This window comes from Xanthomonas sp. NCPPB 2933 (genome assembly GCF_056725225.1).
Genome location: NZ_CM161518.1, coordinates 344,126 through 358,314 on the forward strand (window position 1 = coordinate 344,126; position 14,189 = coordinate 358,314).

Consider the following 14,189-nt stretch of genomic DNA (forward strand, 5'->3'; position numbering starts at 1 on the left):
CTGCGGAATGAGGGTGTGTGGTGCGTGGTGTGACAGGAGAGCTGACACAATATCGACCATGCTCATGCGTCCTTGAGATGTTCCTATGCAGATCCGTCGCTGTGCCACGCTGTTCTTCGAACTTCGCAACGATGCGGTGTTCGATCTTGCTCACTTGCTTGCCGGCGGCGATGGGCTGCGTCGTCGCGCACGATGGCTGGCACTGGCGCCGCATCTCGATGCAGAAGTGGAGGTCGGCACAGCCGAGCGCGAGTGGTTGGGTGAGTTGAGCCCAACGCGCTGGCGGTCAATCGATCAGATGCAGCCACCACCGGCCTGGCTCGATGGATTGATCGAGCAGGGGCTTGTGATCAGCGATCAACCGGAGCATGCAGCGCATCGCCACAATGACGAGCGGGTGCAGCAGCAGCGCTGGTGGCCATTGGCTGCGTTGTGGCACCGCTTCGCGCGTTGGAAAGGCGAGGACAGCGTGGCGACGATGGAGGCGCAAGGTCTGACGACTGCAGAAGGCATGGTGGAGCGCCTGGGTGCGCCGCCGGCAGAGGTTGTTAGCCGTGGCGAGGAAGGCGCCGAAGCCCGAATAGCGTTGCCGCGCGCAACGCCGGGTACGTTCGATCAACTGCTGGCGCGGCGCGTGACCTGCCGCAATTTCGATACGCAGCGCCCGCTATCAAGCGAATTATTGGCCCAGATGCTCGAACGCAGCGTCATGGCGAGCGCGCGGATCGAGGTGGGGCACGATACCGCATTCTTGAAGAAGCCAGTGCCATCGGGAGGCAGTCTGCATCCCACCGAAACCTATCTGCTGGTACAGCGGGTCGAGGGCATAGCAAGTGGCCTGTATCACTACCGCCCGCTCGACCATGCATTGCACCCCTTGCCATCGCCTGCACAGCCGCTCGCGGAATTCGCACGCAAGGCGGTGTCGGGGCAGCACTGGTTTGCCGATGCGCCGGTGCTGTTGATTCTGGCGCCGCGGTTTTTACGCAGCTTCTGGAAATATCGGAACCATGCCAAGGCTTACCGTGCAATGATTCTGGACGTGGGCCATATTGCACAGACGCTCTATTTGAGCGCGACCGATTTGGGGCTGGGAGCGTTTGTCACCTCGGCAATCAACGAGGTGGATATCGAACACGCGCTAGGCCTGGATGGCCTGCAGGATGGCCCGTTGGCCATCTGCGGCTTCGGTTGGCGTGCCGAGGAAATGAAAAATACCGAGCTGGATCCTGGCGGCGCAGTGTGGTCGATCGGTCTTGATCGAGAGGCTTCCAGAGAGATCGGGCAACAGTAGCGAGCAAGCATCGGGCCTCGACACATCTATCGTGCGTTGAGGCGATTTTATGCGTGCTGCGTGCTGCGTGCTTCGAACGCCGGAGGTGCACGCGTCAGCGCTCGCCTTTGCAGGCGAGCGCAATAGCAGGTGCCATCACTGGGAAGCGATCGACCCCTTTGGCCGATTACCGCCGAATCGCCTGCGTATGCGTCTTCAACGCATCGCTCAAGCCTTGCACCTTGTCCGCGCCTTCCGGGACGGTGATGCTGGAGCCGGTCAGATCTTCGCCGATGGGTTGCACGCGGCCGCCCAGGCATTGGCCCAGGAAACCCTCGGTCACCGCGTTGAAGGCCTTGCTGTTTTCCGGGCGCCGGAAGCCGTGGCCTTCGTCCGGGAACAGCACGTAGGTCACCGGAATGTTCTTGGCCTTCATCGCGTTGACGATCTGGTCGCTCTCGGCCTGTTTGACGCGCGGGTCGTTGGCGCCCTGGCCGATCAGCAGCGGCTTGCTGATCTTGTCGACATGCGTGAGCGGTGAGCGATCGGTCAGCCATTGCTTGCCGGCAGCGGTGGCCGGGTCGCCCATGCGCTTGGTCGCCTGCTTGTAGAAGCTGGCCCAGTACGGCGGGATGGTGGCGAGCAAGGTGTTGAGGTTGGCCGGGCCGACGATGTCCACGCCGCACTTGAACGCGTCCGGGGTGAAGGTCATGCCGGCTAGCGTGGCGTAGCCGCCGTAGCTGCCGCCCATGATGGCGACCTCATTGGGGGTGGTCACGCCCTGTTTGACTGCCCACTGCACCGCGTCGAGCAAGTCGTCGTGCATCTTGCCGCCCCACTCGCCGTTGCCGGCATTGGTGAACGCCTTGCCGAAGCCGGTGGAGCCGCGGAAATTGACCGCCAGCACCGCATAGCCGCGATTGGCCAACCATTGCTCGTACGGCCCGTAGCCGTAGCTATCGCGCGCCCACGGGCCGCCATGCACGAACAGCACCAGCGGCACCGGTTTATCCGCCTTGCCGTCGTGGTTGGCGTCGGCCTCGGCGGGCAGGGTGAGATAGCTGACCAGCTTGAGGCCGTCGCGCGAGGTCAGTTCCTGTGGCCACATCGGCACCAGCGGTTTGCCATCCAGCGCAGGTCGGGCGGAGAACAGCTTGGTCAGCTTGCCGCCATCGGCGCGATCGTAGCGGTAGTAGGTCAGCGGTGTTTCCGCTGCCGAATACGCCACGATCCAGGTGCGGTCATCGAGCGTGCGTGATGCGATGCTGGCATCGCCTGCGCCAAGTGATTTGAGTTTCTGCAGATCGGCGGCGATGCCGGTATCCAAGGCCTTCCACTCTTCGCGCAGGTAGTCGGTGGACACCGCCTGCACCACGCCGGTCCTGGGGTCGTTCAAGGTGGTGCCGACATCGGCGCGCGGGTTTTCGAACAGCAGCGTGCGTGCATTGCTGGCGGTGTCGATGGCATACAGCGCCGAGGTGTCGCGGTTGCGCGAATCCTGCATGTACAGCGTCTTGCCGTCGTCGGTGAGCCCCTCGGGCGCGGTGTTGGTGACATCTTCGAACGGGATGCGGTCCACGCGCTTCCATGCCTTGCCGTCGGGCACCAGCAGTTCTCTGCCGGCATCGTCGGTGGCGCGGGTGGCGTAGCGCAGTCGGTAGTCGCCGTCGAGCAGATAGCTTTCCAGACTGTCGGTGTTCTTCTGCACCAGCGTGCGCTTGCCCGAGGCCAGGTCGACCCGGTACAGATCGTGCCACTTGGCGTCGCGGTCGTTCATGCCCACCATGATCGATTCGGGATGCTGCGCGCTGACGCGGTACATCTCGGCCGTGGTCTTCTTGAACGGCGTGAGGTCCTTGCTGCTGCCATCGGTCAGATTGACCGAGAACAGATGGAAGTCTTCATCGCCGCCGTCATCGCGCAGATACAGCAGCGTATTGGGTTGATACGTCCAGAAATAATTGCGGATGCCGCGGGCGGTGTCCTTGGTGATTGCATGCGCCTGATCCGGCGCATCCACCGGCGCGACCCAGACATTGAGCACGCCCTCCAGCGGTGCCACCCAGCTGAGGTATTTGCCGTCCGGGCTGATGGTCACGTTGGCGCGCTCGGGATTGCCGAACAGCGCATCGCGGGTGATCAGTTCCGGGGGTGCTGCCGGCGCTGTCGCGGTTGCTGCGGGCGGTGCGGCCTGATCGGTCGTGGACGCGGTTTTGTCGCTGCAGGCAGCCAGCGCCAGCACGATGCTGGAAACAAGAAGCAGGCGTTGCATGAAAGCCTCCGGTGAGAATCGCAGCCACGCCGGCCGCTTTCCCCAACGCTAGGCGCAATGCCCGCGCATACGAGCGTGCCGTTGGTCACCCTTTGGTGCGGCGCTACGCAGACGCGGACACAAATTCCACTAGCGCAACACCATCGGCGACCAGATCGCCTTCTGCGACCAGATACGCCTGCACGGTGCCATCGCCGGGGGCGTGCAGGGTGTGTTCCATCTTCATTGCTTCGAGCACCACCAGGGCTTGCCCGCGCGTGACCGGCTGGCCGACCGCGGCAACCAGCGACACGATGCGGCCCGGCATCGGTGCGGTCAGGCCGCCGGTTTCATGCGCGGGTTGATCTGCCTCGACCAATGCGTCGTGGTGGCGGAAGACCGCACGGTCTTCAGCGCCGATCAGGGTCAGCGTGCTGCCGTCGCGCAGCACCTGTGCGCGCCATTGCCGTCCATCCATTTCCACGCGTAGCGCGGTGTCCTGCGTTTGGTAGCGCAGGGCGTGCGTGTTGCCCAGGTCAGTAACCTGCCAAGCATCGGCCAGCCGCCGCACGCCTAGCTGGCGCCGCTCGCCTGCGGCCTCCAGCGTGATGGCGTGCGCTGCATGCGCCCCGATACGCCATCCATCGGTGTTTCCCCATGGCGAGAACGGGTCGGCCGGATCGGGCGTGGCGTCGGGCACCGCCTCGGCCATCAGTACGGCAGCCAGGCACCACCACGCACTGTCTGGCGCATGCGCTTGCGGAAACAGGGCCGCATGCTCGCGTTCGATCAAGGCGGTGTCCAGATCGGCCGAGGCAAACGCCTTGGTGCCGATCAGGCGCGACAGAAATGCACTATTGGTCGTGACACCGACTGCATGGCACTGCGCAAGCGCCTGACGCATGCGTGCAAGCGCAGCGGGGCGATCGACATCCCACACGATCAGCTTGGCAATCATCGGGTCGTAATACGGACTGATGGTGTCGCCTTGCTCCACGCCCGCATCGATGCGCACATGCGCACTGGGTGCAGGCAGCTGCAGCTGCCGCAGCGTGCCGGTCGAGGGCAGAAAGCCGCGCTCGGCATCCTCGGCATACAGGCGCGCTTCCAGCGCATGCCCGTGGATGCGCAGTTCGTGCTGACGCTGCGGCAGCGGCTCGCCGGCGGCCACACGCAGCTGCCACTCGACCAGATCGGTACCGGTGATCAACTCGGTCACCGGGTGCTCGACCTGCAGCCGGGTGTTCATTTCCATGAAATAGAAATCGCCATCCGGGCCGGCAATGAACTCCACCGTACCCGCACCGACATAGCCCACGGCGCGCGCAGCGTCCACGGCGGCCTTGCCCATCGCTGCGCGGCGTTGTTCGCTCATGCCGGGGGCGGGCGCTTCTTCCAGCACCTTTTGATGGCGGCGCTGCACCGAGCAGTCGCGTTCGAACAGATACACCACCTCGCCCTGCGTATCGCCGAACACCTGGATCTCGATATGGCGCGGGCGTTCGACATACTTTTCCACCAGCACCTGTGCATTGCCGAATGCCGACTGGGCCTCGCGCTGGCAGCTGGCCAAGGCCTCTTCGAAGACAGCGCTGGCATCCACGCGGCGCATGCCCTTGCCACCGCCGCCAGCACTGGCCTTGATCAAGACGGGGTAGCCGATCGCATCGGCCTGCGCGCGCAGGAAAGCCGGCGCCTGTTCGTCGCCGTGGTAGCCCGGCGTCAGCGGCACACCGGCGCGTTGCATCAGCGCCTTGGCCGCACTCTTGTCGCCCATCGCGCGAATCGCGGCTGCAGGTGGGCCGATAAACGCGATGCCAGCCTGCGCACAGGCATCGGCAAACGCCGCATTTTCCGATAGAAAGCCATAACCCGGATGGATCGCCTGCGCGCCGCTTGCGCGTGCGGCATCAAGAATGACCTCGCCGCGCAAATAACTCTGCTGCGCCGGTGCCGGACCGATATGGATCGCTTCATCGGCCAGGCGTACATGCCGCGCATCGCGATCGGCATCCGAATACACCGCCACCGTCGCGATGCCGAGCTTGCGACAGGTGTCGATGACCCGGCACGCGATCTCGCCGCGATTGGCGATCAGGATCTTGTCGAAGTACGGCTGTGTTGCTGTGGCGTTGGATTCGCGCTGGGTCATGACGAAGTTCTCTGCACGTCGCCATGGCGGCGGGGACTGCGATGAAAAAACGATTTGTTCACCGCCTCACATCCGGAACACGCCGAAGCGTGTCGTTTCGATCGGCGCATTCAACGCAGCCGACAATCCCAGCCCAAGCACACGACGTGTATCGGCCGGATCGATGATGCCGTCGTCCCACAACCGCGCACTGGCGTAATACGGATGCCCCTGCTGCTCGAACTGTGCCCGGATCGGCGCCTTGAACGCCTCTTCTTCCTCGCCCGACCAGGCCCCACCCTTGGCCTCGATGCCGTCGCGGCGCACCGTTGCCAACACGCTGGCGGCCTGTTCGCCGCCCATCACACCGATGCGTGCATTCGGCCACATCCACAGGAAGTTTGGCGAGTACGCCCGGCCGCACATGCCGTAATTGCCGGCACCGAACGAGCCGCCGATCACCACGGTGAACTTGGGCACCTTGGCGCAGGCCACCGCCATCACCAGCTTGGCACCGTCCTTGGCAATGCCGCCGTGCTCGTATTTGCGCCCGACCATAAAGCCGGTGATGTTCTGCAAAAACACCAGCGGAATGCCGCGCTGCGTGCACAGCTCGATGAAGTGCGCGCCCTTGAGCGCGGACTCGGAAAACAGGATGCCGTTGTTGGCGATGATGCCGACCGGGTAGCCGTGCAGATGCGCAAAGCCGGTGACCAGGGTACTGCCATAGCGTGGCTTGAATTCGTCCAGCTGCGAGTCGTCGACGATGCGCGCGATCACTTCGCGCACATCGAAGGGCTTGCGTGTATCGGCAGGAATCACGCCATACAGTTCGTCGGCGGCATGCCGCGGCGGCAGTGGTGCACGCAGTGCCAATGTTGCTGCCGGCTTGCGCCAATTGAGTTGCGCGATGATGGCGCGCACGCGCGCCAAGGCCTGCAGATCGTTGTCGGCAAAGTGATCGGCCACACCGGAGATGCGCGTGTGCACATCCGCACCGCCGAGTTCTTCGGCACTGACTTCTTCGCCGGTGGCCGCCTTGACCAGCGGTGGGCCGCCGAGAAAGATCGTGCCTTGCTCGCGCACGATCACCGTCTCATCGCTCATCGCCGGCACGTAGGCACCGCCGGCGGTGCACGACCCCATCACGCAGGCGATCTGCGGGATGCCGTTGGCCGAGAGGTTGGCCTGGTTGTAGAAGATGCGCCCGAAATGATCGCGGTCGGGAAACACTTCATCCTGCAGCGGCAGAAACGCACCGCCGGAGTCGACCAGATAGATGCACGGCAAGCGGTTCTGCTGCGCGATTTCCTGCGCGCGCAGATGCTTCTTCACCGTCATCGGGTAATAGGTGCCGCCCTTGACGGTGGCATCGTTGGCCACGATCACGCATTCCACCCCGGACACGCGCCCGATGCCGGCCACCACGCCGGCGCAGGGCACCTGATCGTCGTACATGCCGTGTGCGGCCAGCGGCGCGATTTCCAGCAAGGCGCTGCCCGGATCCAGCAAAGCATCGATGCGATCGCGCACCAGCAATTTGCCGCGGGCGGTGTGCTTGGCGCGCGCGGCCTCGCTGCCGCCCAATGCGGTCTGCGCCAGCGTGCTGCGCAGATCCTCGATCACTGCACGCAGTGCGGCAGCGTTGTGTTGGAAGCTCTCGCTACTGACCTGCAGCTGGCTGGTGATCACGCTCATGATGGCTCCGTCAGGCGGTGCGTTCGAACAACTCGCGGCCGATCAACATGCGTCGGATCTCCGATGTACCTGCACCGATTTCGTATAGCTTGGCATCGCGCCACAGGCGCCCGGTGGGATAGTCGTTGATGTAGCCGTTACCACCCAATACCTGGATCGCCTGGCCGGTGAGCCAGGTCGCCTTTTCGGCGGCGTAGAGAATCGCGCCGGCCGCGTCCTGGCGTGTGGTCTGCCCGGCATCGCAGGCGCGCGCCACTGCATATACGTACGCGCGGCAGGCGTTGAGCCCGACGTACATGTCGGCCAACTTGGCCTGCATCAACTGGAAGGTGCCGATCGGCTCGCCGAACTGCTTGCGCTCGTGCACGTACGGCAGCACCACATCCATCGCGGCGGCCATCAATCCCAGCGGGCCACCGGCCAACACCACACGTTCGAAATCCAATCCGGACATCAGTACGCGCACACCACCGTTGAGCGTGCCCAGCACGTTCTCGGCCGGCACTTCGCAATCGGTGAACACCAATTCGCAGGTGTTGGAGCCGCGCATGCCGAGCTTGTCGAGCTTCTGCGCAGTCGAAAAGCCGGGCATGCCCTTTTCGACGATGAAGGCGGTGATGCCGCGTGCGCCGGCGCCCGGATCGGTCTTGGCGTACACCACCAGCACATCGGCGTCCGGGCCGTTGGTGATCCACATCTTGTTGCCGTTGAGCACAAAGCGGTCGCCGCGCGCGTCGGCACGCAGCTTCATCGACACCACGTCCGAGCCGGAGCCGGCCTCGCTCATCGCCAGCGCGCCGACATGCTCGCCGGTGCACAGCTTGGGCAGGTAGCGTTGCTTCTGCTCGGGCGTGGCGTTCTTGCGCAGCTGGTTGAGGCACAGGTTGGAATGCGCGCCGTAGGACAGCCCGATCGCGCCGCCGGCCCGCGAGATTTCTTCCATCGCCACCACATGCGCCAGATAGCCCATGCCGCTGCCGCCGTAGTCTTCTTCCACGGTCAACCCGAGCAGGCCCTGCTCGCCGAACAGGCGCCACAGCTGCGCGGGGAAAACATTGTCCTGATCGGCAGCGGCCGCGAGCGGGGCAATATGGTGGCTGGCAAAGGCCGCTACGCTTTCGCGCAGCAGATCGATTTCTTCGCCAAGCGCGAAGTTCAAGGACGGCACGTGCATGGAGCGACTCCGCAAGGATCGGGGTGTGCCGGGTGGGAGCGGGCAGGCCGCACGGCGTTTGTGCGCAGCCTAGCGGTCCGCAGTGAAAAAGTGAACTAAAATTCAACTATTGAACCCAGAATCACACCATGGCTTATCGACGCTCCGCCCTGATGGAAGAACGCCTGGCCGGCAACCGCGAACGCATCCTGCACGCGGCCCGCGCCCTGATCGCCGAAGGCGGCTACCGCAATGCACCTGTGACCGCCGTCGCCGCCGCAGCCGGCGTCTCGACCGGGCAGATTTACCGACATTTCCCTTCGAAAGCCGAGCTTTTCGTGGAAGTTCTCAACGAAGCCGTGCAGCGCGAGATGATCATCCTGCACACCATCGCCACCACCCAGGCCAGTGCCGCCGAGCGCCTGCGTAACGCCATTGCCACCTTCGTGCGGCGTGCGCTGGCCGGCCCTGCGTTGGCCTACGCGTTCATCGCCGAGCCAGTGGAAAGCGAAGTGGATGCCGAGCGCATCCGCGGCCGGCGCCTGTTTGGCGAGGTGTTCCGCCAGTTGCTCGCCGAAGGCGTGGCGGCCGGCGAATTCCCGCAGCAATCGCTGGACGCAGCGGCGGCCTGCATCGTCGGCGCCTTCACCGAGGCCTTGGTGGGCCCGGTTGCCCCCAGCCGCGGCGACCCGCAACAGGGCGAGCAACTGGTCGAGGCGATCTGCGGCTTCTGCTTGCGCGCGGTGGGTGCGCGGCAGTCGGCCAGCTGACAGTGCACTGACCACGGACAGGCTGTGCTTCATTGATGCGCCTAACTGTGCATATACTGTGCAAACCCCTTGCTGGAGTCGTGCGATGGTCGCCGTCCTCAATCCCCTGGCCCTGACCGAACGCCTGCGCGTGCCGGATCGCACCATCCTGTCGCCGTCGGCCATGGCCGGCCTGCTGGATCTATCGCAACAGGAACTGGCCGAACTGGCCGGCGTGCATCGCAACAGCCTGCGCGTGCACCCGGAAAGCCCGCGCGTGCAGGACCTGCTGCGCAACCTGTCGCGCTTGCTGGTGGCGATGGCGCAAGTCCAACCGGACGAACGCCAGGTGGTGTTCCACCTCAAGAACACGCCGATCCCCGCGTTCGAATTCGCCACCTTGCTGGAGGTGGTCAAACAGGGCCGCACCGACGATGCATTGACCTACCTGCGCACCGTTGAAGCCGGGGCTGCCGGTTGAAGCTGAGCGCCCCGGCGCACTGCACGTTGTATCGCGCCTTCACCCCGCGCTGGGCCGCCGAACCGCTGAGCGGCGCCGGTGCCGCGCGCTCGGGCGGGCGCTTCAATCGTTTCGGTCAACCCGCCTTGTATCTCTCGCAGCAACTGGAAACCGCTGCCGCCGAATACGCGCAGGCCGCGCCGTTTCTACCGCCGTTTACGTTGGTCAGTTACGCCGCCGATCTGCCCGCGTTGGCCGATTTGCGCCTGCTCGATGCAAGCTGGGATCCGCTCTGGGTCGATTGGACCGAGGACTGGCGCAAGGCGATGGTCAACAAGATCGAACCGGTGAGCTGGGTACTCGGCGACATGCTGCGCGAGGCAGGGATTCCGGGCGTGATCTTTCCCAGCATGGCGTTGCCGGAGGGCATCAACGTGGTGCTGTTCCTGGACATGCTGCAGCCTGAGCAAGTGCTGCGCGTGCTCGACGATGGCCGCCTGCCGCGCGATGGGCGGAGTTGGGGCGATCCGTCGGTTGTGGTGTAACGCGCGCGCGAGACATGACGCCACGCTCGAATTTTCAACCAACCAACAGCTGCACCACACCGGCCAGCACCGGCGCGGCCACTGCCGTCGGCAGAATCAATCCACGCCGATACGGCAGCAACCACAGCGACAGCAACGCCGCAGCACCGGTCAAGGTACCAATCCACAACACCGAACCGATGCCCCAGCCCTGCGCGTGTACCGCCAGGCCAAAGGTGAGCAGCAACAGCAGCCAACCCAGCGCACGCAATTGCCGCGAGCGCGCAGCGCCCAGCATGCGGCCACGCACTTCCTGCTGATGCTTGTCCATCGCCAGGCATAACGCAGCGAATCCCGAAAAATTCAGTGCCAGCAAGAGCAATACACTCATGCGCTTTCCTGCATCGGCACGCTGTTCTGCGCAGGCGCAGTGGCGCGCGCGCGTCGCGCAGATGCCGATTGCGGGGCCTTCCAATGCTGCAAACGCCAACCTGCGATCCCCAGACACACGCCAAGGAACAGGCACACCAGATCGACACCGGCCAGCGCCCATTGCCCGACCGGCAACGTCACGCCCAGATGCACATCGGTGGTGATCGCGTTGAGCAGCGGCACCAGCGCGAACAACGCCGCGCCCAGATACAGCTGCCAACTCCACATCGCGCGCCGTGGCCAGACGAAGGCGGCCAGCAATGCGGCGGCCCATGCAGCGAAAAACAGATTGGCTTCCATCGCCGCGCGTGCGTCCAGCGTCACCGGTAGCAATCGGTTGGCCCAGAAGAAACTGGCAAAGGCGATCGGCAAACCGGCGACCGTGCCGATGTTGAGCGCATCCACCAGACGCAGCCCGAAGCCGATGCGTCCGGCCTTCAGGTGTTTGGGGCGTTCTTTCACCGCCCACATCACCACACCGCTGGCCACCATCAAACAACCGAGCAAACCGGAGCCGAAGAACAGTGCGCGCATCCATGGCCCGGCAAAGTGGGCGATATGCAGGCCCACCATCGTGCCGCGCGTCTGGCTGGCGCCACCCGGCGCGCCGCTACGCTGCAGGCGCTGGCCGCTGATCGCATCGAACAGAATGGACGGCGCATCGGTGGAGAGACTGCCGGCCACCTGAGTCACGCCGACCGCGGCATGCGCATCGTTGGGAAGCGACACCGCCACGTTGCCGATCTCGCCACCGCGCCAGTCGCTGCGCGCACGCGCCACGAACTGTTCCAGCGGCAGCATGTGCGCCGGTGTGCCCGATGCCTTCCGCGTATCGGCAACCCGGTTGGCGGATTCTTCGTAGAAACGCATTTCGTTGTCGGGGTACTGCGCCTTGATGCCCCACGGCAAGTACATGAACATCAATGTCACGATGCCGGTGTAGGTGATCATCGCGTGGTACGGCAACGCGGTCACCGCACTGACGTTGTGGAAATCCAGCCACGAGCGCAGGCCCTTGCCCGGGCGAAAGGTAAAGAAATCCTTGAAGATCTTCTTGTGCGTGATCACCCCGCTGATGATCGCCACCAGCATGAACATCGCGCAGAAACCCACGATATAGCGCGACCACAGCACCGGCAGATAATGCAGATCGAAATGCAGCCGGTAGAAGAAGTCGCCGCCCAGGGTGTCGCGTGCGGCGATCTCCTTGCCGGTGGCCGGGTCGATGATGGCATTGCCATACATCTCGCGGCGACTGGCGGGTTTGCCATCGGCCGGCGCAGGATTTTGCCAGTACATGCTCACCACCGGATTGCGCGTGTCCGGCAAGGTGATGTTCCAGCTCTGCGCATCGGCCGCATGCGCTTGCAGATACTGTTCGGCGCTGCGCAGCGCGGTCGCGTTGCTCACCGTGGTGGTGGGCAGTTCCGGGCGCATCCAGCGGCTGATTTCGTCGCGGTAATAACTCGCCGTGCCGCCCATGAAGATCAGCAGCAACACCCAGCCGACCAGCAGGCCGGTCCAGGTGTGCAGCCACGCCATCGACTGGCGGAATCCCTGCTTCATGCCACGCCCCGTTGCAGCCATGCGGCCAGCGCGAACATCAGCGCCGCCGGCACAGCGATACCTGCCCACGCCCGCCACACGCTGGCGGTGGCAAAGGCCCACAGCGGGGCACACGCGCACACCACGATGCCGACCAGCATGCTGGTCAGCACCGCTTCGCTGGGCGGCATCGGCAGTACCAGCGCCAGCAACAGATTGGTGGCGCTGGCCAATGCATAGCCGCCAAAGATCGCGGCCAGCGTGCGCGCAAGCACGCCCAGCCAGGGGCGCCTGAACCAGGGAAGCGACAGGGGCGGTGCGGTAGACATCAGCTGTGCTGCATGTGCGGCCGATTTACTCGGCCAGGAAGGTCAACGTGCTGATGTGGTGGATCATCGCCACCTGCTTGCCGGCGATCTCGCGCTTCACCGGCTCCTTGTTGGTGGCGACCAGGATGTGGCGGCCGGCGCGCAGCTTGGGCAAGGTCACCTGGCCCTTGGCATCGGAGGTCAGCGTCTTCTGCCACTTCTGCGGGTCGATCACTGTCACCTCGACCTTGGGCAGCGGCTTGTTGCGATAGAGCACGGTCAGCGTGTTGCTGTTGGCGGCAGTGGGCACCAGTTCGAAATCGAGCTTGGCCGCGGGTGTGGCGCGGCCGGCGCGGGCGTAATAGCTCACCGTCTCGAAACCGCCGGCTTCGCCCTTCCACGGCTCGAATACGCTGTCGTCGCTCAACCAGGCATCGCCGGTGCCGGACAGCGGCGCGCTGAGAAACTCGCTGCCGCGCTGCAACGCGCCGGCCTTGCCGGCCGTGCCGAACACGGTCGGCTTGACCACGCGCTTGATCTCGTCTTCGCCGTGGTCGAGGGTGTCCTGCGCCGGCTCGCCGAAGTAGATCCGCACCGGGCCGCTGCCGTCGCGCTCGATCCAGATTTCATGGGCCTGGGCAGACAGACTGATGCTGGCCAAGGCCAGGCAGGACAGCAGAAAGGACTTCATCGCGGCGACTCCTCGTAAGCGGGACCGGGCGAGGCGAGAACCGCGTCACCGTGGGTTGATGGGAATGATACGCAATTCCACGAAACGAGACCAACGCGCCATCCGGGACCTGCGGGGTTCGACCAGCGCCTGGTCATCACGCGGGCAAGCGGGTTCGGTCCCGGAGGCGAGGAATGCCAGGCGACCAGTTATGCGGCATCGCGGCAATTTGTCAGCGGCACGCGAGGGGTGGCTACACACAAGACGTACAGCCCGCCAAGCTGTAGGACGCATCGCGGCGATAACTGTCATGCACAGTGGCCAGACTGGCGCGAACTGTGCTCTATACTCCGGCGCTAGCAGAGGTCTTCGACCAACAGCCAGGGGTGAGCGCGTGCGGAATTACGACCTCGAGTTCCTGAAAAAATTCTCGATGGTGATCGGACTACTGGTAGTGATCACCCTGGGCCTGATCGCCCTGGCAGCCTATTTGCAACGCGCCATTCCTGACGAAGTCTCGCCCACTGCGGCCAAACGCGTGCAGCAACGCATCGCCCCGGCCGGCGCGGTGTATGCCGGCACCACCGGCGCGTCCGCACAAGCGGCGGCTCAGGCAGCAGCACTGGCCAAGGCCTCCTCGCAGTCCGCCTATGGCGGCAGCACCGACGGCAAGACCATCTTCGACAATCTGTGCACCGCCTGCCATACCACCGGCGTAGGCAAGGCGCCGACCCTGGATCATTCGCATTGGGACGCGCGCATCGCCCAGGGCAAGGACACCTTGTACAAGCACGCGATCGAGGGCTACACCGGCCCGGACGGCGGCATCATGCCGGCCAAGGGCGGCAACCCGGCGCTGACCGAAGAACAGGTCCGTGCCACGGTCGATTGGATGCTGGGCAATCTGAAGTAGGCGCCTGAAACAAGCGCCTCCACGCACCATCTGGTCGCAATTCGCAGCGGTTTGTTAGCCTGTTGCAACGCTCAGCCGCTCA

The 14,189-nt window shown here is 64.6% G+C and carries 13 protein-coding genes; 5 read left to right on the forward strand and 8 right to left on the reverse strand.

Features of this window, described 5'->3' with window-relative positions; translation table 11 throughout:
* Positions 1–85 precede the first annotated feature (85 nt).
* Positions 86–1,294 carry a putative peptide maturation dehydrogenase gene (locus AC1PLU_RS01425; protein WP_481093839.1) on the forward strand — a complete coding sequence of 403 codons (1,209 nt, stop codon included), beginning with the start codon at positions 86–88 and terminating at the stop codon, positions 1,292–1,294.
* Between the two features lie 166 nt (positions 1,295–1,460).
* On the opposite strand, the gene AC1PLU_RS01430 is transcribed toward AC1PLU_RS01425, so the two are convergent.
* From AC1PLU_RS01430 to AC1PLU_RS01445, 4 genes are all read right to left on the reverse strand, one after another.
* Positions 1,461–3,545 (reverse strand): S9 family peptidase, encoded by a 2,085-nt coding sequence (locus AC1PLU_RS01430; RefSeq protein WP_481093838.1) that lies wholly within the window; start codon positions 3,543–3,545, stop codon positions 1,461–1,463.
* Positions 3,546–3,648: 103 nt separating this feature from the next.
* Entirely contained in the window at positions 3,649–5,676 is a 2,028-nt protein-coding gene (locus AC1PLU_RS01435) for an acetyl/propionyl/methylcrotonyl-CoA carboxylase subunit alpha (RefSeq protein WP_481093837.1), read from the reverse strand.
* Between the two features lie 66 nt (positions 5,677–5,742).
* Positions 5,743–7,353 (reverse strand): carboxyl transferase domain-containing protein, encoded by a 1,611-nt coding sequence (locus AC1PLU_RS01440; RefSeq protein ID WP_481093836.1) that lies wholly within the window; start codon positions 7,351–7,353, stop codon positions 5,743–5,745.
* A gap of 10 nt (positions 7,354–7,363) precedes the next feature.
* Entirely contained in the window at positions 7,364–8,527 is a 1,164-nt protein-coding gene (locus AC1PLU_RS01445) for an isovaleryl-CoA dehydrogenase (protein WP_481093835.1), read from the reverse strand.
* A 128-nt stretch (positions 8,528–8,655) separates the two neighbouring features.
* On the opposite strand from AC1PLU_RS01445, the gene AC1PLU_RS01450 reads away from it, so the two are divergent.
* The 3 genes from AC1PLU_RS01450 to AC1PLU_RS01460 all read left to right on the forward strand — a co-directional run bounded on the left by AC1PLU_RS01450 (position 8,656) and on the right by AC1PLU_RS01460 (position 10,260).
* On the forward strand, positions 8,656–9,276 hold the full coding sequence (locus AC1PLU_RS01450) for a TetR/AcrR family transcriptional regulator (protein WP_481093834.1): 621 nt from the start codon (positions 8,656–8,658) through the stop codon (positions 9,274–9,276).
* 85 nt (positions 9,277–9,361) lie between these two features.
* Positions 9,362–9,736 carry a hypothetical protein gene (locus AC1PLU_RS01455; RefSeq protein ID WP_006450089.1) on the forward strand — a complete coding sequence of 125 codons (375 nt, stop codon included), beginning with the start codon at positions 9,362–9,364 and terminating at the stop codon, positions 9,734–9,736.
* Positions 9,733–10,260: an RES family NAD+ phosphorylase gene (locus AC1PLU_RS01460; RefSeq protein ID WP_481093833.1), complete on the forward strand. Its 528-nt coding sequence runs from the start codon at positions 9,733–9,735 to the stop codon at positions 10,258–10,260. Before AC1PLU_RS01455 ends, AC1PLU_RS01460 begins: the two co-directional genes overlap by 4 nt.
* A gap of 34 nt (positions 10,261–10,294) precedes the next feature.
* Here the strand turns inward: AC1PLU_RS01460 and AC1PLU_RS01465 are convergent, their stop codons facing one another.
* Genes AC1PLU_RS01465 through AC1PLU_RS01480 form a run of 4 tightly spaced genes read right to left on the reverse strand, consistent with a single transcriptional unit; the run spans position 10,295 to position 13,215 of the window.
* Complete coding sequence (locus AC1PLU_RS01465; protein ID WP_043888837.1) at positions 10,295–10,630, reverse strand: DUF3325 domain-containing protein; 336 nt, start codon at positions 10,628–10,630, stop codon at positions 10,295–10,297.
* Positions 10,627–12,237, reverse strand: coding sequence for a PepSY-associated TM helix domain-containing protein (locus AC1PLU_RS01470; RefSeq protein WP_481093832.1), 1,611 nt, complete (start codon positions 12,235–12,237; stop codon positions 10,627–10,629). Before AC1PLU_RS01470 ends, AC1PLU_RS01465 begins: the two co-directional genes overlap by 4 nt.
* Complete coding sequence (locus AC1PLU_RS01475) at positions 12,234–12,545, reverse strand: DUF3649 domain-containing protein (RefSeq protein WP_006450085.1); 312 nt, start codon at positions 12,543–12,545, stop codon at positions 12,234–12,236. Before AC1PLU_RS01475 ends, AC1PLU_RS01470 begins: the two co-directional genes overlap by 4 nt.
* A gap of 25 nt (positions 12,546–12,570) precedes the next feature.
* Positions 12,571–13,215, reverse strand: coding sequence for a DUF4198 domain-containing protein (locus tag AC1PLU_RS01480; RefSeq protein ID WP_176340048.1), 645 nt, complete (start codon positions 13,213–13,215; stop codon positions 12,571–12,573).
* Positions 13,216–13,588: 373 nt separating this feature from the next.
* Here AC1PLU_RS01480 and AC1PLU_RS01485 point away from each other — a divergent pair, with 373 nt between their 5' ends.
* Entirely contained in the window at positions 13,589–14,107 is a 519-nt protein-coding gene (locus AC1PLU_RS01485) for a c-type cytochrome (protein WP_074058609.1), read from the forward strand.
* Positions 14,108–14,189: the final 82 nt, after the last annotated feature.

Excerpts from the sequence above, each read along its gene's own strand:
- AC1PLU_RS01425 (WP_481093839.1), top strand. The coding sequence starts at position 86 with ATGCAGATCCGTCGCTGTGCCACGCTGTTCTTCGAACTTCGCAACGAT.
- AC1PLU_RS01430 (WP_481093838.1), bottom strand. The coding sequence starts at position 3,545 with ATGCAACGCCTGCTTCTTGTTTCCAGCATCGTGCTGGCGCTGGCTGCC.
- AC1PLU_RS01435 (WP_481093837.1), bottom strand. The coding sequence starts at position 5,676 with ATGACCCAGCGCGAATCCAACGCCACAGCAACACAGCCGTACTTCGAC.
- AC1PLU_RS01440 (WP_481093836.1), bottom strand. The coding sequence starts at position 7,353 with ATGAGCGTGATCACCAGCCAGCTGCAGGTCAGTAGCGAGAGCTTCCAA.
- AC1PLU_RS01445 (WP_481093835.1), bottom strand. The coding sequence starts at position 8,527 with ATGCACGTGCCGTCCTTGAACTTCGCGCTTGGCGAAGAAATCGATCTG.
- AC1PLU_RS01450 (WP_481093834.1), top strand. The coding sequence starts at position 8,656 with ATGGCTTATCGACGCTCCGCCCTGATGGAAGAACGCCTGGCCGGCAAC.
- AC1PLU_RS01455 (WP_006450089.1), top strand. The coding sequence starts at position 9,362 with ATGGTCGCCGTCCTCAATCCCCTGGCCCTGACCGAACGCCTGCGCGTG.
- AC1PLU_RS01465 (WP_043888837.1), bottom strand. The coding sequence starts at position 10,630 with ATGAGTGTATTGCTCTTGCTGGCACTGAATTTTTCGGGATTCGCTGCG.
- AC1PLU_RS01470 (WP_481093832.1), bottom strand. The coding sequence starts at position 12,237 with ATGAAGCAGGGATTCCGCCAGTCGATGGCGTGGCTGCACACCTGGACC.
- AC1PLU_RS01475 (WP_006450085.1), bottom strand. The coding sequence starts at position 12,545 with ATGTCTACCGCACCGCCCCTGTCGCTTCCCTGGTTCAGGCGCCCCTGG.
- AC1PLU_RS01480 (WP_176340048.1), bottom strand. The coding sequence starts at position 13,215 with ATGAAGTCCTTTCTGCTGTCCTGCCTGGCCTTGGCCAGCATCAGTCTG.